The organism is Burkholderia sp. RF4-BP95 (genome assembly GCF_001521985.1).
GTDB lineage: Bacteria > Pseudomonadota > Gammaproteobacteria > Burkholderiales > Burkholderiaceae > Burkholderia > Burkholderia diffusa.
Window position 1 is genome coordinate 154497 of the sequence record NZ_LOSX01000053.1, and the last position, 24077, is coordinate 178573.

General features: G+C 69.0%; 22 protein-coding genes. 19 read left to right on the forward strand and 3 right to left on the reverse strand.

The genetic code is table 11. The annotated features are described in order from the left end of the window. Window positions 1-2: 2 nt before the first annotated feature. Together WS46_RS19135 and WS46_RS19140 are read left to right on the forward strand one after the other, a co-directional pair. A complete protein-coding gene (locus WS46_RS19135; protein ID WP_006760730.1) occupies window positions 3-203 on the forward strand; it encodes a DUF2970 domain-containing protein in 201 nt (66 codons plus the stop codon). Between the two features lie 139 nt (window positions 204-342). Further along, window positions 343-1200, forward strand: coding sequence for a cytochrome c oxidase subunit 3 (locus WS46_RS19140; protein ID WP_059464449.1), 858 nt, complete (start codon window positions 343-345; stop codon window positions 1198-1200). Window positions 1201-1399: 199 nt separating this feature from the next. On the opposite strand, the gene WS46_RS19145 is transcribed toward WS46_RS19140, so the two are convergent. Next, complete coding sequence (locus tag WS46_RS19145) at window positions 1400-1609, reverse strand: twin transmembrane helix small protein (RefSeq protein ID WP_044848213.1); 210 nt, start codon at window positions 1607-1609, stop codon at window positions 1400-1402. 84 nt (window positions 1610-1693) lie between these two features. On the opposite strand from WS46_RS19145, the gene WS46_RS19150 reads away from it, so the two are divergent. The 5 genes from WS46_RS19150 to WS46_RS19170 are packed head-to-tail and all read left to right on the forward strand — an operon-like array spanning window position 1694 to window position 5776. Further along, window positions 1694-2404: an SURF1 family protein gene (locus WS46_RS19150; protein WP_059526295.1), complete on the forward strand. Its 711-nt coding sequence runs from the start codon at window positions 1694-1696 to the stop codon at window positions 2402-2404. A 60-nt stretch (window positions 2405-2464) separates the two neighbouring features. Beyond that, window positions 2465-3091, forward strand: coding sequence for a hypothetical protein (locus WS46_RS19155; RefSeq protein WP_059691438.1), 627 nt, complete (start codon window positions 2465-2467; stop codon window positions 3089-3091). 25 nt (window positions 3092-3116) lie between these two features. Beyond that, window positions 3117-4229 (forward strand): heme A synthase, encoded by a 1113-nt coding sequence (locus WS46_RS19160; protein ID WP_059691439.1) that lies wholly within the window; start codon window positions 3117-3119, stop codon window positions 4227-4229. 8 nt (window positions 4230-4237) lie between these two features. Further along, on the forward strand, window positions 4238-5140 hold the full coding sequence (gene cyoE, locus WS46_RS19165) for a heme o synthase (protein ID WP_006477738.1): 903 nt from the start codon (window positions 4238-4240) through the stop codon (window positions 5138-5140). An 18-nt stretch (window positions 5141-5158) separates the two neighbouring features. Next, the gene (locus WS46_RS19170; RefSeq protein ID WP_059599875.1) at window positions 5159-5776 is read left to right on the forward strand and encodes an SCO family protein; all 618 of its coding nucleotides are present in this window, start codon (window positions 5159-5161) and stop codon (window positions 5774-5776) included. Between the two features lie 151 nt (window positions 5777-5927). Here WS46_RS19170 and WS46_RS19175 read toward each other — a convergent pair whose 3' ends face one another. Continuing rightward, window positions 5928-6218 carry a YciI family protein gene (locus WS46_RS19175; RefSeq protein ID WP_044848209.1) on the reverse strand — a complete coding sequence of 97 codons (291 nt, stop codon included), beginning with the start codon at window positions 6216-6218 and terminating at the stop codon, window positions 5928-5930. Between the two features lie 199 nt (window positions 6219-6417). Here WS46_RS19175 and WS46_RS19180 point away from each other — a divergent pair, with 199 nt between their 5' ends. Both WS46_RS19180 and WS46_RS19185 read left to right on the forward strand, forming a co-directional pair. Further along, window positions 6418-7986, forward strand: a complete 1569-nt coding sequence (locus WS46_RS19180) for a methyl-accepting chemotaxis protein (protein WP_059691440.1) — start codon at window positions 6418-6420, stop codon at window positions 7984-7986. 174 nt (window positions 7987-8160) lie between these two features. Then, window positions 8161-8976 (forward strand): MetQ/NlpA family ABC transporter substrate-binding protein, encoded by an 816-nt coding sequence (locus tag WS46_RS19185; protein WP_059691441.1) that lies wholly within the window; start codon window positions 8161-8163, stop codon window positions 8974-8976. Between the two features lie 110 nt (window positions 8977-9086). Here WS46_RS19185 and WS46_RS19190 read toward each other — a convergent pair whose 3' ends face one another. After that, on the reverse strand, window positions 9087-9395 hold the full coding sequence (locus tag WS46_RS19190) for a VF_A0006 family four-cysteine protein (protein WP_059526188.1): 309 nt from the start codon (window positions 9393-9395) through the stop codon (window positions 9087-9089). A gap of 347 nt (window positions 9396-9742) precedes the next feature. Here WS46_RS19190 and WS46_RS19195 point away from each other — a divergent pair, with 347 nt between their 5' ends. The 10 genes from WS46_RS19195 (at window position 9743) to ptsP (ending at window position 24007) form a co-directional block, all read left to right on the forward strand. Further along, window positions 9743-10708, forward strand: coding sequence for an ABC transporter substrate-binding protein (locus tag WS46_RS19195; RefSeq protein ID WP_059691442.1), 966 nt, complete (start codon window positions 9743-9745; stop codon window positions 10706-10708). Between the two features lie 139 nt (window positions 10709-10847). Continuing rightward, the gene (locus WS46_RS19200; RefSeq protein WP_059691443.1) at window positions 10848-11744 is read left to right on the forward strand and encodes an ABC transporter permease; all 897 of its coding nucleotides are present in this window, start codon (window positions 10848-10850) and stop codon (window positions 11742-11744) included. A 1-nt stretch (window position 11745) separates the two neighbouring features. Beyond that, window positions 11746-12540 carry an ABC transporter ATP-binding protein gene (locus WS46_RS19205; protein ID WP_059691444.1) on the forward strand — a complete coding sequence of 265 codons (795 nt, stop codon included), beginning with the start codon at window positions 11746-11748 and terminating at the stop codon, window positions 12538-12540. A 244-nt stretch (window positions 12541-12784) separates the two neighbouring features. After that, a complete protein-coding gene (gene imuA / locus WS46_RS19210; protein ID WP_059526176.1) occupies window positions 12785-13492 on the forward strand; it encodes a translesion DNA synthesis-associated protein ImuA in 708 nt (235 codons plus the stop codon). Beyond that, window positions 13425-14921 (forward strand): DNA polymerase Y family protein, encoded by a 1497-nt coding sequence (locus tag WS46_RS19215; RefSeq protein ID WP_059691445.1) that lies wholly within the window; start codon window positions 13425-13427, stop codon window positions 14919-14921. Before imuA ends, WS46_RS19215 begins: the two co-directional genes overlap by 68 nt. Before the next feature lie 6 nt (window positions 14922-14927). Beyond that, on the forward strand, window positions 14928-18143 hold the full coding sequence (locus WS46_RS19220; protein WP_059691446.1) for an error-prone DNA polymerase: 3216 nt from the start codon (window positions 14928-14930) through the stop codon (window positions 18141-18143). Window positions 18144-18463: 320 nt separating this feature from the next. Next, window positions 18464-19198 carry a GntR family transcriptional regulator gene (locus WS46_RS19225; protein ID WP_059526168.1) on the forward strand — a complete coding sequence of 245 codons (735 nt, stop codon included), beginning with the start codon at window positions 18464-18466 and terminating at the stop codon, window positions 19196-19198. Window positions 19199-19305: 107 nt separating this feature from the next. Continuing rightward, the gene (nagA, locus tag WS46_RS19230) at window positions 19306-20409 is read left to right on the forward strand and encodes an N-acetylglucosamine-6-phosphate deacetylase (protein WP_059691447.1); all 1104 of its coding nucleotides are present in this window, start codon (window positions 19306-19308) and stop codon (window positions 20407-20409) included. Beyond that, on the forward strand, window positions 20402-21409 hold the full coding sequence (locus tag WS46_RS19235; protein ID WP_059526163.1) for an SIS domain-containing protein: 1008 nt from the start codon (window positions 20402-20404) through the stop codon (window positions 21407-21409). Before nagA ends, WS46_RS19235 begins: the two co-directional genes overlap by 8 nt. 15 nt (window positions 21410-21424) lie before the next feature. Continuing rightward, a complete protein-coding gene (gene ptsP, locus WS46_RS19240; RefSeq protein WP_059691448.1) occupies window positions 21425-24007 on the forward strand; it encodes a phosphoenolpyruvate--protein phosphotransferase in 2583 nt (860 codons plus the stop codon). Window positions 24008-24077 lie beyond the last annotated feature (70 nt).

Sequence of the window (24077 nt, forward strand, 5' to 3'; positions counted from 1 at the left end):
CGGTGACAGAGACCAAGCGGAGCGGGTCGTTCGGCCAGGCGTTGCGAGCGGTGTTGTGGTCGTTCTTCGGGGTGCGCAAGCGGCGCGACCTGGAGGCCGATGCGACGCAGCTCAATCCGCTGCACGTGCTGATCGTCGCGTTGATCGCGGCCGGTGTGTTCATCGGCGTGCTGATCCTGATCGTGCGCGCGGTCGTGGGCTGAGGCCCGCGGCCACGAAAGAATGCAGTGCGTGGCGCCCGGGCGCCGCGTGCGGGAAAGCGCGGTGGCGGCACGCGCCGTGCAAGAAATACAGCCGGAGCGGTTTCCGGTACACAAATTGGACTGAAGTGGAGAATCAAGCATGAGCGGTCAAAACCAGACCCCGTACTATTTCGTGCCGCATCCGTCGCAGCATCCGATCAGCGCGGCCATCGGCCTGCTGGTCATGCTCGCGTCGGTGGCGCTGTGGATCAACGGTCACGACTGGGCTCCGTACACGGCGCTGCTTGGCCTGCTGTGGTTGCTCTTCACGCTGTATCACTGGTTCGGCGACGCGATCGCCGAGTCGGAAGGCGGTCATTACGGCAAGAACGTCGACAAGTCGTACCGCTGGAGCATGAGCTGGTTCATCTTCTCCGAAGTCATGTTCTTCGGCGCATTCTTCGGCGCGCTGTTCTATGCGCGTGAAATCGCGCTGCACCAGCTCGGCAGCCTCGACTACAAGCTGATCTGGCCAGACTTCTCCGCCGTGTGGCCGAACGAAGGCCCCGCTGCGCTCGCCGGTCACTTCAAGACGATGGGCCCGTGGCCGGTCCCGACGCTGAACACCGCATTCCTGCTGGCGTCGGGCGCGACGCTGACGGTGTCGCACCACGCGCTGCGCGACGATCACCGCAACAAGGCGATCGCCTGGCTGGCCGCGACGCTCGTGCTCGGTGTCTGCTTCCTGTTCATGCAGGGCTTCGAGTACTACCACGCGTACAACGAACTGAACCTGACGCTGAACTCGGGCGTGTACGGCTCGACGTTCTTCCTGCTGACGGGCTTCCACGGCTTCCACGTGTTCCTTGGCGGCACGATGCTCGCGGTGGTGCTGGTGCGGATGATCCGCGGCCACTTCAAGCCGGATCACCACTTCGCATTCGAAGGCGCCGCGTGGTACTGGCACTTCGTCGACGTCGTCTGGCTCGGCCTGTACGTCGTCGTCTACTGGCTGTAAATGCAGGAACGGCCCGCGCAGCGATGCGCGGGCCGTTTTCATTGGCGGGGACGGGGCAGCGGCTGGTTGCCTGCGCTCAACGCCAACCCGGCGCCGCCGCGACTCCGTCAGGCGGCGCTTTTGCTTGGTGGTGCCGTTGTGCGGCGAAATGTCACAGCGGTCGCGGCGGTCACGGCGACCGCCGGCACGAACGAATGCATCAACGCCCGATCGGCAGGCCGGTCGAATGGATCCAGCCCATCCAGTTCGCGAACAGGATGAACAGGAACAGCGAGATCGACAGCCCGACGCGGGTGGCAAGCGACCACACCATGCGTTTCGTATGGCCGCGGTCTTGCATCATGAAGTAGAGCGCTGAGCCCATGCTGGCGACGATGAGGACGAAGGCGATGGGAACGAGGATGTGCATGACGCGAACCGGACGACGGCAATTCGAAAGGAAGAGGATAATTATCGCACTTCGCTTTCGCGAATGCGCCTCGCGGGTGGCCCGATGAAGATCCGCTGGCTGCCTGCGCTGCTGATTCTCGTCGTCGTCGCGGTCACGATTCGCCTCGGGTTCTGGCAGCGCGACCGCGCGCACCAGAAGGAAGCGCTGCAGGCGAGCATCGTGCGCTACGAGCACGCGGCGCCGGTCGACGTCGGTGCGCAGCCGATTCCGCTCGCGTCGATCGAGTTCCACCGCGTGCGGGCACGGGGCCGTTTCCTGCCGGAGCAGGCGGTGTTTCTCGACAATCGGCCGTATAACGACCAGCCGGGTTTTTACGTCGTGATGCCGTTTAAACTCTCGGGCGGCGGCGTCGTGCTGGTGAACCGCGGCTGGCTGCCGCGCAACATCGCCGATCGCACGGCGATCGAGCCGTTTTCGACGCCGGACGGCGACATCGAGATCGAAGGCATCGCGCGCGCCGATGCGTCGCGCGCGTTCGAGCTTGGCGAAGGCGGCTCGGCCGCGCACCAGAAGATCCGGCAGAACCTGGACGTCGCCGCGTATGCGAAGGAAACGGGGCTGCCGCTGCAGCCGTTCGTGATCCAGCAGACGAGCGACGACGGCGACAAGCTCGTGCGCGACTGGCCGGCGGCGACGACCGGCGTCGAGCGCAATTACGGTTACATGTTTCAGTGGTGGGCCATGGCGGCGGCCGCGCTCGGTTTCGGCCTGTACGCCGCGCGGCGTGCGGCGAAGAAGTCGGCCGGCGCGTGAGCGCCATGCCAGGACGCGGCGCAAGCGCCGCGGGTTCGTTTCGAGAGGTCTGATTTGTCCATGCAATCTTCCCGTCAGGGTCCGGCCGCAGCGCCGATCTCGCCCGCGGCCCGCAAGCGCGGCCGCTGGATGCTCGTGCTGCTGGGTCTCGTGTGCGCAGCGCCGATCATCGCGTCGTACTTCACCTATTACGTGATCAAGCCGAAGGGCGGTTCGACCAACTACGGCACGCTGATCGAGCCGCAGCGGCCGATCCCGGCCGACCTGCAGGTGACCGACGAAACCGGCAAGACGGTGCCGCTGTCGTCGCTGCGCGGCGTGTGGCTGTTCGTGATGACCGACCGCAGCGCGTGCGACGACGCCTGCGCGCAAAAGCTCTACTTCATGCGCCAGATCCGCGTCACGCAGGCGGGCGAGCGGCACCGGATCACGATGGTGTGGCTGCGCAGCGATGCGGGCGCGGTACCGCCGAAGGTGCTGGAGGCCTACCCGGACACGCGCCGGCTGGTCGCCGATCCGGCCGCGGTCGCCGCGTGGCTGCCGGCAGAAGCCGGCACCACGGACAGCGACCACATCTACATGGTCGATCCGAACGGCAACCTGATGATGCGTTTCCCGAAGAACCCGAACCCCAGCAAGATCAAGACGGACGTCACGAAGCTGCTGAAGTGGTCGAGCATCGGCTAAGGCGAGACGGCGAGGCAACCATTCGATGTCGTATCTACTGCAACTCGGCCTGATCGGCCTCTGCATCGCGCTGCTGCCGCTGTCGTACGTGTGGGTGAAGGCCGACGACGACAAGTTCCGCAAGCTGGTGTGGGTCACCACGTTCCTGACCCTCGACCTGGTGATGTTCGGCGGCTTCACGCGGCTGACCGATTCGGGCCTCGGCTGCCCGGACTGGCCCGGCTGCTACGGCACGTCGTCGCCGTTCATCGCGCACGCCGCGATCACCGCCGCGCACCAGGCGATGCCGACCGGCCCCGTCAGCATGACGAAGGCGTGGATCGAGATGATCCACCGCTATTTCGCGATGGCGATCGGCGTGCTGATCATCGCGCAGGTCGTGATTGCGTGGTCCGCGCGGCTGCGCCGCCGCCCGCTGCACGTGTCGCCGTGGTGGCCGACGAGCCTGCTGCTGCTGATCGTCGTGCAGGGCGTGTTCGGCGCGTGGACGGTCACGATGAAGCTGCAGCCGGTGATCGTCACGACCCACCTGCTGCTCGGCCTCACGCTGCTCGGCACGCTCGGCTGGCTCGCGGCGCGGCAGACGCCGCTGCCGTCGCATGACCCGGAGGCCGGCCGCTACCGCGCGGCCGCGCTCGCGGCGCTGGTGCTGCTGGTCGTGCAGATCGCGCTCGGCGGCTGGGTGAGCACCAACTACGCGGTGCTCGCGTGTACCGACTTCCCCACCTGCAACGGCCAGTGGATTCCGCCGATGAACTTCGAGCAGGGCTTCCATCTGTGGCGCGCGCTCGGCATGACGAAGGATGGCGATGCGATCACGCAGGACGCGCTGGTCGCGATCCACTGGACCCACCGCACGTTCGCGTTCGTCGTCGTCGCGTACCTGGTCGCGTTCGCGCTGAAGATGCGCCGCTTCGAATCGTTGCGCCGGCCCGCGAACGGCGTGCTGCTGGTGGTCCTGCTGCAGTTCCTGACGGGCCTGACCAACATCGTGCTGCAGTGGCCGCTGCCGGTCGCCGTCGCGCACAACGGCGGCGCCGCGATCCTGCTGCTGCTCGTCGTCATGTTAAACTTTCGCATCCTTTCAAGCCGCCCCGGCCGTGTCGTGCAGCCCGCGCGCGACGCCGCCCCGGCGTGACCGTCCCCATGCAAAGCACCCTTTCCCAATCGCCCGGTAGCCGGTTCTCGCAGTACATGGCGCTGACGAAGCCGCGTGTCACGCAGCTCGCGGTGTTCTGTGCGGTGATCGGCATGTTTCTCGCGACGCCGGGCATGGTGCCGTGGCATGTGCTGATCGGCGGCACCGTCGGCATCTGGCTGCTGGCCGGCGCGGCGTTCGCGATCAACTGCCTCGTCGAACAGAAAATCGACGCGATGATGCGGCGCACCGCATGGCGTCCGTCCGCGCGCGGCGAGATCACGACCCCGCAGATCCTGCTGTTCTCGGCCGTGCTCGGCAGCGTCGGCGCATGGACGCTCTATACGTTCACGAATCCGCTGACGATGTGGCTGACGATCGCGACGTTCGTCGGCTACGCGGTGATCTACACGCTGCTGCTCAAGCCGATGACGCCGCAGAACATCGTGATCGGCGGCGCATCGGGCGCGATGCCGCCGGCGCTCGGCTGGGCAGCGGTCACCGGCGCGGTACCGGGCGACGCATGGATCCTCGTGCTGATCATCTTCGTGTGGACGCCGCCGCATTTCTGGGTGCTCGCGCTGTATCGCCGCAAGGATTACGAAAACGCGGGCCTGCCGATGCTGCCCGTCACGCACGGCGAGAAATTCACGCGGCTGCACATCCTGCTGTACACGGTGATCCTGTTCGCGGTCACGCTGATGCCGTTCATCTCCGGGATGAGCGGGGCCGTCTACCTGACGAGCGCGGTGTTGCTCGGCGCGGTGTTCCTCGCGTATGCATGGAAGATCCACCGCGACTATTCGGACGAACTCGCCCGCAAGGCTTTCCGTTACTCGATCGTCTACCTGTCGCTGCTGTTCGCCGCGCTGCTCGTCGATCACTATGCACGCCCGCTGCTCGGCGTGTAACCGCACGGTTTGAACGCAATGCTCCATTCATGGTTCGGGCGCCGCGCGCGCCAAGGCTGGATGCTCGCGTGCGCATTCGCGGCAGCCACGCTGCTCGCCGGCTGCGACAACGCGCCGAAATTCCAGAATCTCGACATCACCGGCAACACGCAGTTCGGCAGCGATTTCTCGCTGCCCGACACGACGGGCAAGGTGCGCACGCTCGCCGACTTCAAGGGCCGTGCGGTCGTGATGTTCTTCGGCTATACGCACTGTCCGGACGTCTGCCCGACGACGATGGCCGAACTGTCCGAGGCACTGAAGCAGCTCGGGCCCGATGCCGCGAAACGCGTGCAGGTGCTGTTCGTCACCGTCGATCCGGAGCGCGACACGCCCGCGCTGCTCGGCCAGTACGTGCCCGCGTTCGATCCGTCGTTCATCGGCCTGCGGCCGGCCGACGAAGCGGCGCTCAAGAAGGTCACGAAGGATTTCCGCGTGTACTACGCGAAGGTGCCCGGCAAGACGCCCGGCAGCTACACGATGGATCACACCGCCGCGAGCTACGTGTTCGACCGCGACGGCAAGCTGCGCCTGTTCGTGCGCGACGGCCAGGGCCCCGGCCCGTGGGTCCACGACCTGAAGCTGCTGGTCGACTGAGCGGCGTGCGCCGCATGTTCGCCCGGGCGTTCGCCCGGCGAAACGCGTGACGGCCGCGACGCGCCGTCACGCATTCCTCCCGTTTCCCTTCAATCTGCATTCGCCGCCTCGCGAGGCGGCGTGCGTGCGCGTATTCGCGCGCCGGCGCGCGTTACGGCAGTGCCGGCACGTTGAAGCCCTGCGCGGCACGCGTGATCCGGAATTCCGTCACGCGGTACGTCGCGAGCCCTTCGGTCACGAACGGATCGGTCTCGAGGATCGCGTCCAGTTCGTCGCGGTCGATGCGGGCCGCGAGGATCACGCCGCCTTCGCGCGGCACCTTCGGCCCCGCCGCGATGAAGATGCCGCGCTCGAACAGCGGCTGCAGATACGCACGGTGGCGTTCGAGCGCATCGTCGATGCGCTCGAGCGACGCGTTGTAGTGGATGTCGATGACGTACATGGATGGCCCTGGAATGTCGCCGGCGCGTCGTGCGCCGGTCAGCCGGTCTTTTTAGCACAGCGGCCGTCGCGTGTCGTGCCGGCCGTCGCGCGTGTATTCAAGTTGTAAGTCTCGCTGCCGTAAATACGGGGGCAACCGTTTGCGCGCGACCGGCCGTTCGCGCGTATGCGGGAATCGACTTCGACAACGAGGCACGCAGATGAGCAGAATGAGTTTGAATCGCAAGCTGTGGCTCGCGCTTGCGCTGGTATGGATCGGCTTGCTCGGCGTCGGCGCATGGAGCGCATACGAGACGCGCGCGACGATGCTCGCCGAACGCAAGGCCGGCATCGCCAATCTGGTCGACTCGGCGACCGGCATCGTCAACGCATATCACGCGCTCGCGCAGAGCGGCACGCTGCCCGAGGCGGACGCGAAGCGCGACGCGCTCGCGAGCCTGGCCGCGATGCGCTACGGCGAGTCGGGCTATGTGTTCGTGATGGATTCGAAACCCGTCGTGCTGATGCACCCGACGCTGCCGAAGCTGGTCGGCACCCAGGTCGGCGACTATCTCGACCCGGACGGCAAGCCGCTGTTCGTCACGATCCTGAACGCGGCGAAGGCGACCGGCAGCGGCTTCGCCGAGTATCGCGGGCGGCTGCCGCACAGCGAGACCGCGGTGCCGAAGATCAGCTACGTCACGCGCTTCGCGCCGTGGGACTGGAACATCTCGAGCGGCGTGTTCCTCAAGGACATCGATACCGTCTATTACCGGACGCTGTTCGGCCACCTCGCGGTCGTGTTCGTGATCGGTTTCGTGATCAGCGCGGCGATGCTCGTGATCATTCGCAACGTTCGCGGCAGCCTCGGCGGCGAGCCGGACGAAGCGGCCGCGCTGGCGACGCGCATCGCGCAGGGCGACCTCACGCGGCCGGTGCCGGTGCGTACGGGCGACGACACGAGCATGATGGCGGCGATGCGCGACATGCAGGCGCGCCTGCAGGCGACGATCGGCGGAATCCGCCAGTCGGCCGAGTCGATTGCGTCGGCGAGCCGCGAGATTGCGTCCGGCAACGACGACCTGTCGCAGCGCACCGAGGAGCAGGCCGCATCGCTCGAGGAAACGGCCGCGAGCATGGAGCAGCTGACCGCGACGGTGAAGCAGAACGCCGACAACGCGCGGCAGGCGAGCGGGCTTGCGAACAACGCATCGGAGATCGCGCGGGCGGGCAACGACGTCGTCAGTCGCGTGATCGGCACGATGGGCGAGATCGACGACAGCTCGCGCAAGATCGCCGACATCATCGGCGTGATCGAGGGCATCGCGTTCCAGACCAACATCCTCGCGCTGAACGCGGCGGTCGAGGCCGCGCGGGCCGGCGAGCAGGGGCGCGGCTTCGCGGTGGTCGCGGGCGAGGTGCGATCGCTCGCGCAGCGCAGCGCGACGGCGGCGAAGGAGATCCGCGAACTGATCGTCGATTCGGTCGAGCGCGTGCGCAACGGCTCGACGCTGGTCGGCCAGGCCGGCACGACGATGGGCGAGATCCTGCAGGCGGTCGCGCGCGTGACCGACATCATGGGCGAGATCGCGGCGGCGTCCGAAGAGCAGGCGAGCGGCATCACGCAGGTCGGGCGCGCGGTCACGCAGATGGATCAGGTCACGCAGCAGAACGCGGCGCTCGTCGAGGAGGCCACCGCGGCCGCGGCGTCGCTGCAGGAGCAGGCCGGGCGGCTGCGCGACGCGATCGGCGCGTTCCGGGTCGCCGATGCCGGTGCCCGCGTGCACTGAACGCAACTAACGGCCGAGCCGCGCATCGTCTGCCGGCACTGCCGCGGTGCATACCCATATGAGCGGGATGTATTTCACTTCCGGCCGATCCTGTGACACCATTTGCCCCTTCCTGCGAGTTCGGGGATACCCGTATCGCGCCCCATTTTTAGTTAGCAAGCAAGCGAGAAACAGATGAAGCGTCGCAGTCTCCTGAAGGTATTTTCCGTGCTGGCCACCGGTGCCGCGCTGACGCTGTCGGCGGGCGCGCACGCCGAGGACAAGGTCATCAAGGTCGGCACGGTCGCCGGCCCGGATGCGGAAGTGTGGCAGCTCGTGCAGAAGGTCGCGAAGGAGAAGGAAGGCCTGAACGTGAAGGTCATCGAGTTCAACGACTACGTGCAGCCGAACGCGGCGCTCGATGCGGGCGACCTCGACGCGAACAGCTTCCAGCACCAGCCCTACCTCGACAGCCAGGTGAAGCAGCGCGGCTACAAGATCGTCAGCGCGGGCCTGACCTACATCTCGCCGATCGGTGTGTACTCGAAGAAGTTCAAGGCGCTGAAGGACCTGCCGCAAGGCGCGAAGCTCGCGGTGCCGAACGATCCGTCGAACGAGAACCGCGCGCTGCTGCTGCTGCAGACGCAAGGCGTGATCAAGCTGAAGGCCGGCGCCGGCACGGGCGGCAACAACGCGACGGTGCTCGACATCGCCGAGAACCCGAAGAAGCTGAAGATCTCCGAGCTCGACGCCGCGCAACTGCCGCGCGTGCTGTCGGATGTCGACGCCGCCGTGATCAACACGAACTACGCGCTCGCCGCGAACCTGCAGCCGACCAAGGACGCGATCGCGCTCGAATCGCTGACGAGCCCGTATGCGAACCTGATCGCAGTGCGCGCGAAGGACAAGGATCAGCCGTGGGTGAAGAAGCTGGTGAAGGCGTACCAGTCGGCGGAAGTACGGGAATTCATCAAGAAGCAGTTCAAGGGCTCGATGGTCGCGTCGTTCTGACCGCCGCACACTGGTCGGACCGCTGAAACGAAAGGGCCTGCATCGCGCAGGCCCTTTTTCGTTGGCGCCGCTGGCAGACCATTGCGCGGCGCCCGGCGTTCAGCGCCGGCTCACATTTCGCCGCGCCGCGAGCAGATCGCCATGATCTGCTGGATCGCGTAGTTGTCGCGCACGCCCGGCAATGACTGCACGACGCACTCGTGAAAGCGCCGTTCGCGCGGCAGCAGCATCGCGTTGTTGCGGTACAGCGCGTCGCACGAGCGCTGGATCAGTTGCGCGGCCGCGCCGTTGCGGCTCTCGCGCAGCGCGCCCAGCATGCAGTCGTCGTATTGCGCGCTGCCGTCGGTCAGCGCGAATGCCGCGCCTGGCAGCACCAGCGCGACGGCCGCGCACGCGATCGCGTGGAGTCCCCGTTTCATGTGCCCTCCGATGGTGTGGATTGGGTCGGCGGACAGCATAACGTAAAGCTGTGAACGCGGCAGACGCGTTGCGCCGGGGCCGGCGCGGAGCGCCGCCGGCCGGGCTTCCCGAGCGTTTCGCGGCGGTGCGGCGGCCGCATGCGCAGCCCGCTTGGCCGAAAGCGCGGAGTCAGGCGGTGGTCTGCGGAAATGGTATCCTCGTGCGTTCGCCGCCGCGCGCCTTCCCGGGGCCCGCGCGGGGCCGCTGCCGCCCGCGCCGTCATCCGGTTGCGCGCGCATCGGCACCTGCATGACGGCGGCGGGAATCCATCATCCAGAACCGACACAAATACGGGGGAGACTCACCCATGAAGCGTTTCAAGACTTTCGCGATCCGTTCGATCACGGCCGGCGTCGCCGCATTCGCGCTGGCAGGCGCCGCGCACGCCCAGACGGTCAAGGTGCTGTCGATCGTCGACCACCCGGCGCTCGATGCGATCCGCGACGGCGTGCGCGCCGAACTGAAGGCGGAAGGCTACGGCGACGACAAGCTCAAGTGGGAATACCAGAGCGCGCAGGGCAACACGGGCACGGCCGCGCAGATCGCGCGCAAGTTCGTCGGCGACCAGCCCGACGTGATCGTCGCGATCGCGACGCCGGCCGCGCAGGCGGTGGTTGCGTCGACGAAGAGCGTGCCGGTCGTCTATTCGGGCGTGACCGATCCGGTCGCAGCCCAGCTCGTGAAGGGCTGGGGCGCGTCGGGCACCAACGTGACGGGCGTGTCCGACAAGCTGCCGCTCGACCGCCAGGTCGCGCTGATCAAGCGCGTCGTGCCGAAGGCGAAGACGGTCGGCATGGTCTACAACCCGGGCGAGGCGAACTCGGTCGTGGTCGTGAAGGAGCTCAAGGAGCTTCTCGCGAAGCAGGGGATGACGCTGAAGGAAGCGGCCGCGCCGCGCACCGTCGACATCGGCCCGGCCGCGAAGAGCCTGATCGGCAAGGTCGACGTGATCTACACGAACACCGACAACAACGTCGTGTCCGCGTACGAAGCGCTCGTGAAGGTCGCGAACGAAGCGAAGATCCCGCTCGTCGCCGGCGACACCGACAGCGTGAAGCGCGGCGGCATCGCGGCGCTCGGCATCAACTACGGCGACCTCGGCCGGCAGACCGGCAAGGTCGTCGCGCGCATCCTGAAGGGCGAGAAGCCGGGCGCGATCGCGTCGGAGACGAGCAGCAACCTCGAATTGTTCGCGAACACGGGCGCGGCCGCGAAGCAGGGCGTGACGCTGTCGCCGGATCTGCTCAAGGAAGCGAAGACGGTCATCAAGTAAGCCGCGGCCCGAGCGCCGCGCTTGCAGGCCCGATCCGGGCCCGAACGAAACCGCCGGGCGGGCGGCTCCCACCCGGGGCCGCGCGTCCGCTTCGCCCGGCCGGGCACGTCCGGCCGGGAAGCAACAGGATTTCCCCATCATGTCTCTGTTCTCGTTTCTGGGCGCGCTGGAGATCGGCCTGATCTTCAGTCTCGTCGCCCTCGGGGTGCTGATTTCATTCCGCATCCTCAACTTCCCCGACCTGACCGTCGACGGCAGCTTTCCGCTCGGCGGCGCCGTCGCCGCGACGCTGATATCCGCCGGCCACGACCCGTTCACGTCGACGGTGATCGCGATCGTCGCGGGCGCGCTGGCCGGCTTCGTCACCGGCTGGCTCAACGTGCGCCTGAAGATCATGGACCTGCTCGCCAGCATCCTGATGATGATCGCGCTTTATTCGGTGAACCTGCGGATCATGGGCCGGCCGAACGTGCCGCTCATCACCGAGCCGACGATCTTCACCGTGCTGCAGCCCGACTGGATGCCCGACTACGTGCTGCGCCCGGCGCTGCTCGCGATCGTCGTCGTGGTCGCGAAGCTCGGCCTCGACTGGTTCTTCTCGTCGCAGCTCGGCCTCGCGATGCGCGCGACCGGCGCGAACCCGCGGATGGCGCGCGCGCAGGGCATCGCGACGGGCCGCGCGACGCTCGCCGGGATGGCGCTGTCGAACGCGCTCGTCGCGCTCGCCGGTGCGCTGTTCGCGCAGACGCAGGGCGGCGCCGACATCTCGATGGGGATCGGCACGATCGTGATCGGGCTGGCCGCGGTGATCATCGGCGAGACGCTGCTGCCCGCGCGCCGGCTCATGCTGACGACGCTCGCCGTCGTGCTCGGCGCGATCGTCTACCGCTTCTTCATCGCGCTTGCGCTGAACAGCGAATTCATCGGCCTGAAGGCGCAGGACCTGAACCTCGTGACGGCCGCGCTCGTCACGATCGCGCTGGTGCTGCCGGCGACGCGCAAGAAGCTGTTCGCGCGCAAGAACGGAGGGGCCTGACATGCTGTCCGCACACGACCTGAAACTCACGTTCAACCCCGGCACGCCGATCGAGACGCGCGCGTTGCGCGGGCTGTCGCTCGAGATTCCCGACGGCCAGTTCGTCGCGGTGATCGGCTCGAACGGCGCCGGCAAGTCGACTTTCCTCAACGCGATCAGCGGCGACCAGCGCGTCGATGCGGGACGCATCGCGATCGACGGCACGGACGTCACGCGCCAGCCGGCGTGGGACCGCGCGCACCTCGTCGCGCGCGTGTTCCAGGATCCGATGGCCGGCACCTGCGAGGCGCTGACGATCGAGGAAAACATGGCGCTCGCGATGGCGCGCGGCGCCCGGCGCGGCTTTCGGGCGGCGCTCGACCGGCCGTCGCGCGAGCTGTTCCGCGACAAGCTGCGTCTGCTGAACCTCGGGCTGGAAAACCGGCTGACCGATCGGATCGGGCTGCTGTCGGGCGGTCAGCGGCAGGCGGTGAGCCTGTTGATGGCGTCGCTGCGGCCGTCGCGGATCCTGCTGCTCGACGAGCACACGGCCGCGCTCGATCCGAAGACGGCCGCGTTCGTGCTGGAGCTGACCGCGCGCATCGTCGCCGAGAGCAAGCTGACGACGATGATGGTCACGCACAGCATGCGCCAGGCGCTCGACTACGGCGACCGCACGGTGATGCTGCACCAGGGGCAGGTCGTGCTCGACGTGTCGGGCGACCAGCGCCGCGGGCTCGACGTGCCGGACATGCTGCAGATGTTCGAGAAGGTGCGGCACGAGCAGCTCGACGACGACGCGTTGCTGCTCGGCTGACGCGCGGCGGGCGGGCCGGCGCGGTGCGGGGTGCCGCATCGTGCCGGTTCGCCCGGCGGTTGGCGTGTCGGCCCGGCGATTCGGCGACACGATCCGGCCCGCCCGCTCCGGTGCGGCGTGACATGAACGGTCGCGCTGGATTTCCCGTCGTTTTTCCTCTGACGAAAAACCGGTTTCGCCCCGGTACTGTGCGACGCCCGCGCATTGCCATATACTGTATATCCATACAGTTGTGGGTGGCGTCATGCTCGCATCCTCCATTTCTCCCGAATCCCTTCATCCGTCGCTCTGGCGCGGCTCGCAGCTCGCGCGCGGCGGTTCGCGCACGATCGACACGGGTTTCGCGCCGCTGTCCGCCGAGCTGCCAGGCGGCGGCTGGCCGGTCGGCGGGCTCGTCGAGTTGCTGGCCGCTCAGCCGGGCTGCGGCGAGATGCGGCTGCTCGCGCCCGCGCTCGCGCGCACCGTCAGCGCGCGGCGTCCGCTCGCGCTCGTCGCGCCGCCTCAGTCGCCGCATGCGACGGCGCTCGCCGGTCTCGGCGTGCCGGCCGACGCACTGCTGTGGCTGCGCGCCGGCAGCCGCACGGATGCCTTGTGGGCCGCCGAGCAGGCGCTCAGGACGGGCTGCTGCGGTGCGCTGCTGCTCTGGCAGGACGCGCGGCCCGATGCGCTGCGGCGCCTGCATCTCGCGGCCGCGCGCACCGGCGACACGCTGTTCGTGATGCTGCGCCCGCTGTCGGCCGCGCGGCAGCCGTCGCCGGCCGTGCTGCGCGTCGCGCTGCATCCGGTGCCGGGCGGCGTGTCGCTCGACATCGTCAAGCGCCGCGGGCCCGCGCGCAGCGAGCCGCTCGCGCTCGATTTGCCGTCGCCCATCGTGGAGAGCCGCTATGCGCGTCTTGCTCGGCATCCATCTGCCGCGCCTGCCGCTCGACGTGTGCGCCCCGCTGCCGTCTGACGGCGCGGCGGACGACACAGGCGACGCAGGCTGCGCGGTGCTTGAGCAAGGTGTCGTGCTGATTGCCGATGCACCCGCGCGCCGGCAGGGCGTGCGCGCGGGCATGAAGCGCGGCGGCGTGCTGACGCTCGCGCCCGACACACGGCTCGTCGAGCGCGATCCCGCCCGCGAGGCCGATGCGCTGCGCGCGGTCGCGCTCGCATTGCTGCGCTTCTCGCCGTGCGTCGCGCTCGACGACGAAGCGACGCTGATCGTCGACGTCGGCCCGAGCCTGCGCCTGTTCGGCGGCCTGCCGTCGCTGTGCCGCCAGGTGCGCGCGACGCTCGCGGCGCTCGGCTATGCGGCGCGCCTGTCCGCCGCGCCGACCGGGCGCGGCGCGTGGCTGCTCGCGCGCATGTCGGCGCGTGCGCGCATCCGGCGCCGCGTGGCCGGGCCGGCTTCGCTCGTCCGTACGCTCGATCGTCTGCCGTGCGCGCTGCTGCCCGACGCGCGCGCGTATGCGGGCTGGTTCGACGGCCTCGGCTGCCGCACGCTCGCCGATCTGCGCGGCCTGCCGCGCGCGGGGCTGCAGCGCCGCTGCGGTCCGGCGCTGCTCGCCGCGCTCGATCGCGCGTACGGCGATGCGGTCGAGCCGCTTGCGTGGATGGCGGTGCCGCCCGTGTTCGACGTGCGGCTCGAATTGCCGGAGCGCGTCGAATACGCGGAGGCCGTGCTGTTCGCCGCGCGGCGGCTCGTCGTGCAGCTCTGCGGGTGGCTGGCCGCGCGGCAGCTGTCGCTGGCCGCGATGACGTTCGATCTCGAGCACGAGCGCGGCCGTCAGGCCGTGCCGCCGACACCGCTCGAACTCGCGTTCGCCGCGCCCGTGCGCGACGAGACGCACTTCATGCGGCTGCTCGGCGAGCGGCTCGCGCGCGTCGAGTTGCCGGCCGCGGTGATCGCGGTGCGGCTGAAGGCCACGCGCGTCGAATCGGTCGCGCCGCCGGCCGACGATCTTTTTCCCGAGCCGGGCGGCACGCGCGAGACGCGTGCGCGGCTGTTCGAACTGCTGGTCGCGCGGCTCGGCGCGGAGAACGTGCTGCGCGCGGCACCCGTCGCCGATCACCGTCCGGAGGCTGCGAACCGCTGGCTGCCGCTCGATGCGCAAGCGGGCAGGCCGGCCGGCGGGCCGCCCGCCGTGCCGCCGCGCCCCGCGTGGCTGCTGGCCGAGCCGCAGCCGCTCCTGATGCGCGAGAACCGGCCGGTGTTCCATACGCCGCTCAGGATGATGTCGTCGGCCGAGCGGATCGAAGCCGGGTGGTTCGACGGGCAACTGGCCGCACGCGATTACTACGTCGCGCAAGACGAGGTCGGTGCGTGCTACTGGGTGTTCCTGGAGCGCTCGGGAAGCCAGGCCGAGCCGCGCTGGTTCCTGCATGGCTTGTTCGGGTAAGTCGAAATGAGTGCGGAATTCAGCTGGCTGCCCGATTACGCGGAGTTGTTCTGCCGATCGAACTTTTCGTTCCTGCATGGCGCGTCGCATGCGGACGAACTGGTCGAGCGCGCGGCCGAGCTCGGCTATCGCGGGATCGCGATCACCGACGAATGTTCGCTGGCCGGCGCGCCGCGCATGCATGTCGCGGCGCAGGCGCAAGGGCTGCCGCTCGTCATCGGTTCGTATTTCGAAGTCACGCCGGATGAAGTCGCACCGGGTCACGATCCGGGCCCCGGCGCGTTCGGCCTCGTGCTGCTCGCGCAGAACCGCGAGGGTTACGGCAATCTTGCCGAGCTGATCTCGTGGCGGCGGATGGCCGCGCCGAAGGGCACCTACACGTTGACGTCGCGGATGCTGTCGGCCCCGCCCGCGGCGTTTGCGCACCTGCGCGGCATGCCCGATTGCTTCGCGATTCTCGTGCCCGCGTATCCGGTGCGCGCGGACGTGCTCGATGCGCAGGTCGCATGGTTTCGCGCGACCTTCGGCGAACGCGCGCGGCTCGGGCTCGTGCAGTTGCAGCGCGCGCTCGATGGCGCGCAGCGCGAAGAGATTCGCGCGGCCGGCGAGCGGCGCGGCGTGCGTATCGTCGCACTCGGCGACGTGACGATGCACCGGCGCTCGTGCAAGGCATTGCAGGACGTGATGACGGCGATCCGGGTCGGGATGCCGGTTGCCGAGTGCGGGTATGCGCTGGCGCCGAATGCGGAGCAGCACCTGCGTTTGCGGCAGCGGATCGGGCAGTTGTACGCGCCGGACGAAATCGCGGAGACCTGCGCGATTCTCGACGCGTGCGATTTCGACCTCGGCTCGCTGCGCTACGAGTATCCCGACGAGATCGTGCCGCATGGGCTGACGCCGACGCGCTATCTGGAACAGGAAACCTTCGCGGGGGCGGCGGGGCGTTATCCGCAAGGCATTCCGGAGAAGGTCGAGAGGCAGATCCGCCATGAACTCGACCTGATCGCGAGGCTGAGCTACGAACCGTTCTTCCTGACCGTCTACGACATCGTCAAATACGCGCGCAGCCAGAACATCCTGTGCCAGGGCCGCGGCTCGGCCGCGAACTCGGTCGTCTGCTACTGCCTCGGCATCACCGAGGTCGATCCCGACCAGAGCACGATGCTGTTCGAGCGCTTCATCAGCGAGGAGCGCGGCGAGCCGCCGGACATCGACGTCGACTTCGAGCATCAGCGCCGGGAAGAGGTCATTCAGCATATCTACGAAAAATACGGCAAGGATCGCGCGGCACTCGCGGCGGCGGTCTCGACGTATCGTCCGCGCGGCGTGCTGCGCGAAACCGGCAAGGCGCTCGGCGTCGATCCGATGCTGGTCGACCGCGTCGCGAAGGGGCATCGCTGGTTCGACGGCAGCCGCGACCTGCTGCAGCAATTCGCGACGACCGGGCTCGATCCGGCCACGCCGATCATTCGCGCATGGGCCGAACTCGCGGGGCGCTTGCTCAACTTTCCGCGCCACCTGTCGCAGCATTCGGGCGGCTTCGTGATCAGCCGCGGCAAGCTCACGCGGCTCGTGCCGGTCGAGAACGCGGCGATGGACGGGCGGCGCGTGATCCAGTGGGACAAGGACGATCTCGAGGCGCTCGGGCTGATGAAGGTCGACGTGCTCGCGCTCGGCATGCTGTCGGCGCTGCATCGCGCCTTCGACATGCGCACCGCGTGGCGCGGGCCGCAGGAGGACGGCCAGCCGTTCACGCTGAAGCACATTCCGCAGGATGACGAACCAACCTACGACATGATCTGCCGGGCGGATACGGTCGGCGTATTCCAGATCGAATCGCGTGCGCAGATGTCGATGCTGCCGCGGCTGAGGCCGCGCAACTACTACGATCTCGTCGTCCAGGTGTCGATCGTGCGGCCCGGGCCGATCCAGGGCGGCGCCGTGCATCCGTATCTGAAACGGCGCAGGATCGTGGCCGGCGAGGAGGAGGGCGAGGTCACGTATCCGAGCGAGGCGCTCAAGGAAGTGCTCGTTCGCACGCTCGGCGTGCCGATCTTCCAGGAGCAGGTGATGCAGATCGCGATCGTCGCGGCGGGCTTCACGCCCGGCGAGGCCGACGAACTGCGCCGCGCGATGGCCGCGTGGAAGCGCAAGGGCAACCTCGAGAAGTATCACGACAAGATCATCGACGGCATGCTCGAGCGCGGCTACACGCGCGAATTCGCCGAGCAGATCTTCGAGCAGATCAAGGGCTTCGGCGAATACGGCTTTCCCGAGAGCCACGCGGCCAGCTTCGCGAAACTCGCGTACGCGAGCAGTTGGCTCAAATGCCACGAACCCGCGATCTTCGTCGCGTCGCTGCTGAACAGCCAGCCGATGGGCTTCTACGCACCCGCGCAGCTCGTGCAGGACGCGAAGCGCCACGGCGTGAAGGTCTTTCCGGCCGACGTCACGCGAAGCGGCTGGGAAGCGTCGCTCGAAGCGCTGCCCGGCCAGCCGCCGCCGCACGGCCAGCCCGCGGTGCGGCTCGGCCTGTCGCTCGTGCGCGGCCTCGGCGAGGCTGCCGCGCGGCGCATCGAGGCCGCGCGCGCGGCCGGCCCGTTCGAGAACGTCGACGCGCTCGCGCGCCGCGCGCAGCTCGAACGGCGCGATCTCGAAGCGCTCGCCGCCGCGAACGCGCTCGCGGCGCTCGCCGGCCATCGCCGCGATGCACTGTGGCAGGCCGTCGCCGCGGCACCGGAGCGCGACCTGCTCGCCGTCGCGCCGATCGACGAAACGGAGCAGCCCGTGCTCGGCGCGCCGTCGGAAGCCGACGACATCCTCGCCGACTATCACACCACCGGCCTCACGCTGAACCGCCACCCGGTCGCGCTGCTGCGGCCCGCGTTGCGCGCGCAGCGGCTGTCGTCCGCGGCCGAGTTGCGCGACCGTCCCGACGGCCGGCTCGCGCGTGCGTGCGGGCTCGTGATCGCGCGGCAGATGCCGGGCACCGCGAAGGGCGTGATGTTCATGACGCTCGAGGACGAGACGGGCTGCGTGAACGTGATCGTGCGGCCCGAGCTGCTCGCACGGCAGCGCCGCGAAACGCTCGATTCGCGACTGCTCGCGGCGTCGGGCGTGTGGCAGGTCGTCAGCGACGTGAGGCACCTCGTCGCGCAGCATTTCGAGGATCTGACGCCGCTGCTCGGCGGCCTGCGCACGTCGAGCCGCGAGTTCCACTGACGCTGTGCGCCGGCATGCCGCCCGCGTGCCGCCGCCGGATGCATACCAGTCGGCCGAACTGGTTCTATTCCGGTATCGTTTTCGGCTTCCCAAGCCTGGCAAATCCGGCCCGGGAACTGTCCCCTTGCATACCAATCCGGGTAAATCCCTATCCCGCATCGCATTGTAAACAAAGGCTTTCCGGCAACTAAAACGCTTGTCGGGCAAGGCTCTCGGCGATTTTCATGCCGCTAATACCAGTTCGTTGACTGGTATTATGGTGGTTATATAATGCGTTCACTTTCGACGGTCCGAGATCGTCGTCCGACACCCGGAGGCACATGGAAACCGGCTGGTCCGAACTGGCGCCCGATCCCCTCGACGACACGCCGCTGTATCTGCAGCTCGCCCGCAACCTGGCGAGCGCGATTCACGCCGGCGCGTGGCGGGCCGGCGAGGCGCTGCCGTCGGAGCGGCTGCTGTCGGGTTCGGTCGGCGTGTCGCGGATCACGGCCCGCCGTGCGCTCGCGCTGCTGGTCGAGCAGGGGCTGATCAAGCGGGCGCGCGGGGCGGGCAGCTTCATCACGCCGCGCGTTGCCGATCCGCTGTCGCGTCTCGTCGGCTTCACCGCGAAGATGCAGCAGCGCGGTTTCGTGCCCGATTCGGTGTGGCTGTCGCGCACGCTGCGCACCGCGAGCCGCGACGAGATCACGCGTCTCGGCCTCGCGCCCGGCGCGACGGTCGCGCGGCTCGAGCGGCTGCGCCGCGCGGACGGCATCGTGATGGCCGTCGAGCATTCGACGCTGCCGGCCGCTGTGGTGCCCGATCCGCAGGCGCTCGGCGCGTCGCTGTACGAATACCTCGACGCACGCGGGATGACCGTCGTGCGCGCGCTGCAGCACTTTCGCGCGGCGAACGCGACGCACGAGATCGCGAAGTGGATGTCAGTGAAGCCGGGCTCGGCCCTGCTCGTGATCACGCGCATCGGCTACGGTGTCGACCAGCGGGCGATCGAAGTGTCCGAAACGTATTGCCGCGACGACTATTACGACTTCGTCGCCGAACTGAAACGCTGACGCGCGAGACTGCCCGTGCGCCACGCGCGGCGGAGCGCAACGAAGCACAACGGATTTGCAAATCGCGACGCGGATGTCCGCGTCACCAGATCATCAAGAGAAACGTCATGCTGACTGGAAACATCCTCACCCCCGACGGCTGGATTCTCGGCTCGCTCGACAGCGAGAACGGCCGCATCACCACGCTCGACGGCACGCCCGCCGATCCCGCGAAGAACGACGCGCCGTACATCCTGCCCGGCTTCATCGACCTGCACGTGCACGGCGGCGGCGGCGCCGACGTGATGGAAGGCGGCGACGCGATCGAGACGATCGCGCGCACGCACGCGCAGTTCGGCACGACGAGCCTGCTCGCGACGACGATGACCGCGCCGCGCGACGAACTGATGCAGGTCGTCGCGAATCTCGGCACCGTCGCGCGCACCCGCACGCCCGGCGGCGCGCGCGTGCTCGGCGTGCATCTCGAAGGGCCGTACATCAACCCCGGCAAGCTCGGCGCGCAGCCGGACGCGGCCGTGTCGGCCGTGCTCGACGAAGTGCTGAAGTACCTGTCGATCGCGCCGATCCGGGTCGTCACGCTCGCGCCGGAAATCGCCGGTCACATCGAGATCATCGGCGAGATGGCCGCGCGCGGCGTGCGCGTGCAGCTCGGCCACTCGCTCGCGACCTACGACGACGCCGTCGCCGCGCTCAAGCACGGCGCATGCGGCTTCACGCACCTGTTCAACGCGATGTCGCCGCTGCATCACCGCAACCCGGGCCTCGTCGGCGCCGCACTCGCGCATGCCGAATACGCGGAAATCATCCCCGACCTGCTGCACGTGCATCCGGGCGCGATTCGTGCGGCGCTGCGCGCGATCCCGCGCCTGTACGTCGTGACCGACAGCACGTCCGCCACCGGCATGCCCGACGGCGAATACCGGCTCGGCAGCCAGCACGTGACGAAGTGCCTCGGCGGCGTGCGGCTCGCCGACGGCACGCTCGCCGGCAGCACGCTGACGATGGACCAGGCGCTGCGCAACCTCGTGTCGCTCGGCCTGCCGATCGCCGACGTGTCGAACCGGATGTCGCGCTATGCGGCCGACTACCTCGGCGTCACCGATCGCGGCCGCCTCGAGCGAGGCGCATGGGCCGACCTCGCCGTGTTCGATCGCGACCTGAACCTCACCGCGACCTACGTCGAAGGAGAATCGATTGTCGAATATGCTTAAGGAAGCGCGCGAGTCCGCCCAGGTCGTCGCCGCGCAACTCGCCGACACCACGCGCGTCGAAGCGCTCGCCGGCCAACTCCTCGATCACCCGCCGGCCGTCGCGCTGACGGTCGCGCGCGGCAGCTCGGATCACGCCGCCAGCTATTTCGCGAGCCTGACGATGAGCCGCCTCGGCGTGCCCGTCGCGTCGCTGCCGATGTCGGTCGCGACGCTGCAGCAGGCGCCGCTGAAGGTGCAGGACCAGCTCGCGCTGGCATTCTCCCAGTCGGGCAAGAGCCCCGACCTCGTCAACACGATGGCCGCGCTGCGCGAAGCCGGCGCGCGCACCGTCGCCGCCGTCAACGTGCTGCCGTCGCCGCTCGCCGACGCGTGCGAGCACCAGCTGCCGCTGCTGGCCGGCCCCGAACTGTCGGTCGCCGCGACCAAGAGCTACATCGCGATGCTGTCGCTGTCCGCGCAGATCGTCGCGTACTGGCAGCGCGACGCCGCGCTGATCACGGCACTGCGCGGCCTGCCCGACGTGCTCGCGCAGGCGGGCCGGCTCGACTGGTCGCCGGCCGTCGCCGCGCTCGCGGGCATCGAGCGGATGATCGTGATCGGCCGCGGCCTCGGTCTTGCGATCGCGCAGGAAGCCGCACTGAAACTGAAGGAAACCTCCGGCATCCAGGCCGAGGCGTTCTCGAGCGCCGAAGTCCGTCACGGCCCGATGGAGCTGATCGACCGCGACTATCCGCTGCTCGTGTTCGCGCCGCCGGGCCCGGAGCAGGCCGGGCTGCTGCAGCTCGCGCAGGACATGCGCGCACGCGGCGCGGCCGTGCTGCTCGCGGCGCCCGCCGGCACGCCCGGCGCGACCTTGCCGCTCGCGCAGTCCGCCCATTCGGCGCTCGACCCGATCGCCGCCATTCTTTCGTTCTACGTGATGGCGGCGGATCTCGCCGTCGCGCGCGGCCGCAATCCCGACACGCCGCGCCACCTGAACAAAGTCACCGAAACGCACTGATAGCCGAGACAGCCGATGAGACGCGCCGAGGAGTCCCAGTTGAAGAGTTCCACCCATGATCAGATCGTCCTGCTTGCCCCGCTGACCGGGCCGATCGTCGCGTTGGCCGACGTGCCCGATCCGGTGTTCTCCGGCGGGATGTTCGGCGACGGCATCGGCATCGATCCGCTCGCGGGCCGGCTCGTCGCGCCGTGCGCCGGCATCGTGTCGCATCTCGCGCGCACCGGCCATGCGGTGACGATCACGACGCCGCAGGGCGCGGAAGTGCTGCTGCACATCGGCATCGACACCGTCGAGCTGAACGGGCAGGGCTTCACCGCGCGCGTCGAAGCCGGCGCGCGTGTCGCGGCGGGCGACCTGTTGATCGAGTTCGACCAGGACGCGGTCGCGCGCAGCGCGCATTCGCTGGTTTCGGTGATCGCCATTGCGAACTCCGACGCGTTCGACGTCGTCGAGCGCGCGAGCGGTTTCGCGACGGCCGGCGAGACGCAGTTGCTGACGCTGCGCGGCAAGGGCGAAGCCGCCGCGCAGGCGGCGCAGGCCGGCGCGGCGGCGATGAACGAAGTGCGCCGCGCGGTCGTGCTGACGCAGCCCGGCGGCCTGCATGCGCGCCCGGCCGCGCGGGCGCGCGAAGCCGCGCGCGGGCTCGACGCACATGTCGACGTGCTTTTCGACGGCCGCAAGGCGCCGATCGCAAGCGTGGTCGGCCTGCTCGGCCTCGGCGCCGGCGAAGGCGCGACGATCGAACTGGTCGGCCGCGGGGCGCACGCGCGGGAAGCCGTCGAAGCGGTCGAGCGTGAGTTGCTGCGCGAAGCGCACGGCGAGGTCGAGGAACGGCCGGCGCGGCTCAAGTCGCCCGCACCGCAGCCGATCGTGCGCAACACCGGCGCAACACTCGATCCGAACACGCTCGCGGGCGTGTGCGCCGCGCCCGGCATCGCGGTCGGCACGCTGGTGCGTCTCGACGATGCGGACATCGTGCCGCCCGAACAGGCGACCGGCACGCCCGCGTCGGAAAGCCGCCGGCTCGACCAGGCGCTGACGGCGGTCGATGCCGAACTCGACGAAACGGTGCGCAACGCATCGGCGCGCGGCGCGGTCGGCGAGGCGGGAATCTTCGCGGTGCATCGCGTGCTGCTCGAGGACCCGACGCTGGTCGACGCGGCGCGCGACCAGATCAGCCTCGGCAAGAGCGCGGGCTTTGCGTGGCGCGCGACGATCCGCGCGCAGATCGATACGCTGTCGAAGCTCGACGACGCGCTGCTCGCCGAGCGCGCGGCCGACCTCCGCGACATCGAGAAGCGCGTGCTGCGCGCGCTCGGCCACACGAGCGGCGCGACGCGCACGCTGCCCGACGAGGCCGTGCTCGCCGCCGAGGAATTCACGCCGTCGGACCTGTCGTCGCTCGATCGCCAGCGCGTGACCGCGCTCGTGATGGCGCGCGGCGGCGCGACGTCGCATGCGGCGATCATCGCGCGTCAGCTCGGCATTCCGGCGCTCGTCGCGGTCGGCGACGCGCTGTACGCGATTCCGGACGGCACGCAGGTCGTCGTCGATGCGAGCGCGGGCCGTCTCGAACACGCGCCGACCGCGCTCGACGTCGAACGCGCACGCCACGAACGCCAGCGCCTGGACGGCGTGCGCGAAGCGAACCGGCAACAGGCCGGCGCTGCCGCCGCGACCATCGACGGCCGCGCCATCGAGGTCGCCGCGAACATCGCGACGCTCGACGACGCGAACACCGCGGTCGACAACGGCGCGGACGCGGTCGGCCTGCTGCGCACCGAACTGATGTTCATCCATCGCCAGGCCGCGCCGAGCGTCGTCGAGCACCAGCAGAGCTACCAGTCGATCGTCGACGCGCTGCAGGGCCGCACCGCGATCATCCGCACGCTCGACGTCGGCGCCGACAAGGAAGTCGACTACCTCACGCTGCCCCCCGAACCGAACCCGGCGCTCGGCCTGCGCGGCATTCGCCTCGCGCAGGTGCGCCCCGATCTGCTCGACGATCAGCTGCAGGGCCTGCTCGCGGTGAAGCCGTTCGGCGCGGTGCGGATCCTGCTGCCGATGGTGACGGATGCGGGCGAGCTCGTGCGGCTGCGCAAGCGTATCGACGAATTCGCGCGTGCGCAGGGCCGTGCCGAGCCGATCGAGGTCGGCGTGATGATCGAGGTGCCGTCGGCGGCACTGCTCGCCGACCAGCTCGCGCAGCACGCGGATTTCCTGTCGATCGGCACCAACGACCTGACGCAGTACACGCTCGCGATGGACCGCTGCCAGGCCGATCTGGCCGCGCAGTCCGACGGCCTGCATCCGGCCGTGCTGCGCCTGATCGACATCGCGGTGCGCGGCGCGGCGAAGCACGGCAAGTGGGTCGGCGTGTGCGGCGCGCTCGGCGGCGATCCGCTCGCGGTGCCGATCCTCGTCGGCCTCGGCGTGACCGAACTGTCGGTCGACCCGGTGTCGGTGCCGGGCATCAAGGCGCGCGTGCGCCGTCTCGATTACCAGCTGTGTCGCCAGCGTGCACAGGATCTGCTCGCACTCGACTCGGCACAGGCGGTAAGGGCAGCAAGCCGCGAGGTCTGGCCGCTCGACTGAACGTCGACGGCGGGCGCGCGAGCGTTTCACCACGCAAGCAATTAGGTCAACGACGATTAATGACGAGACA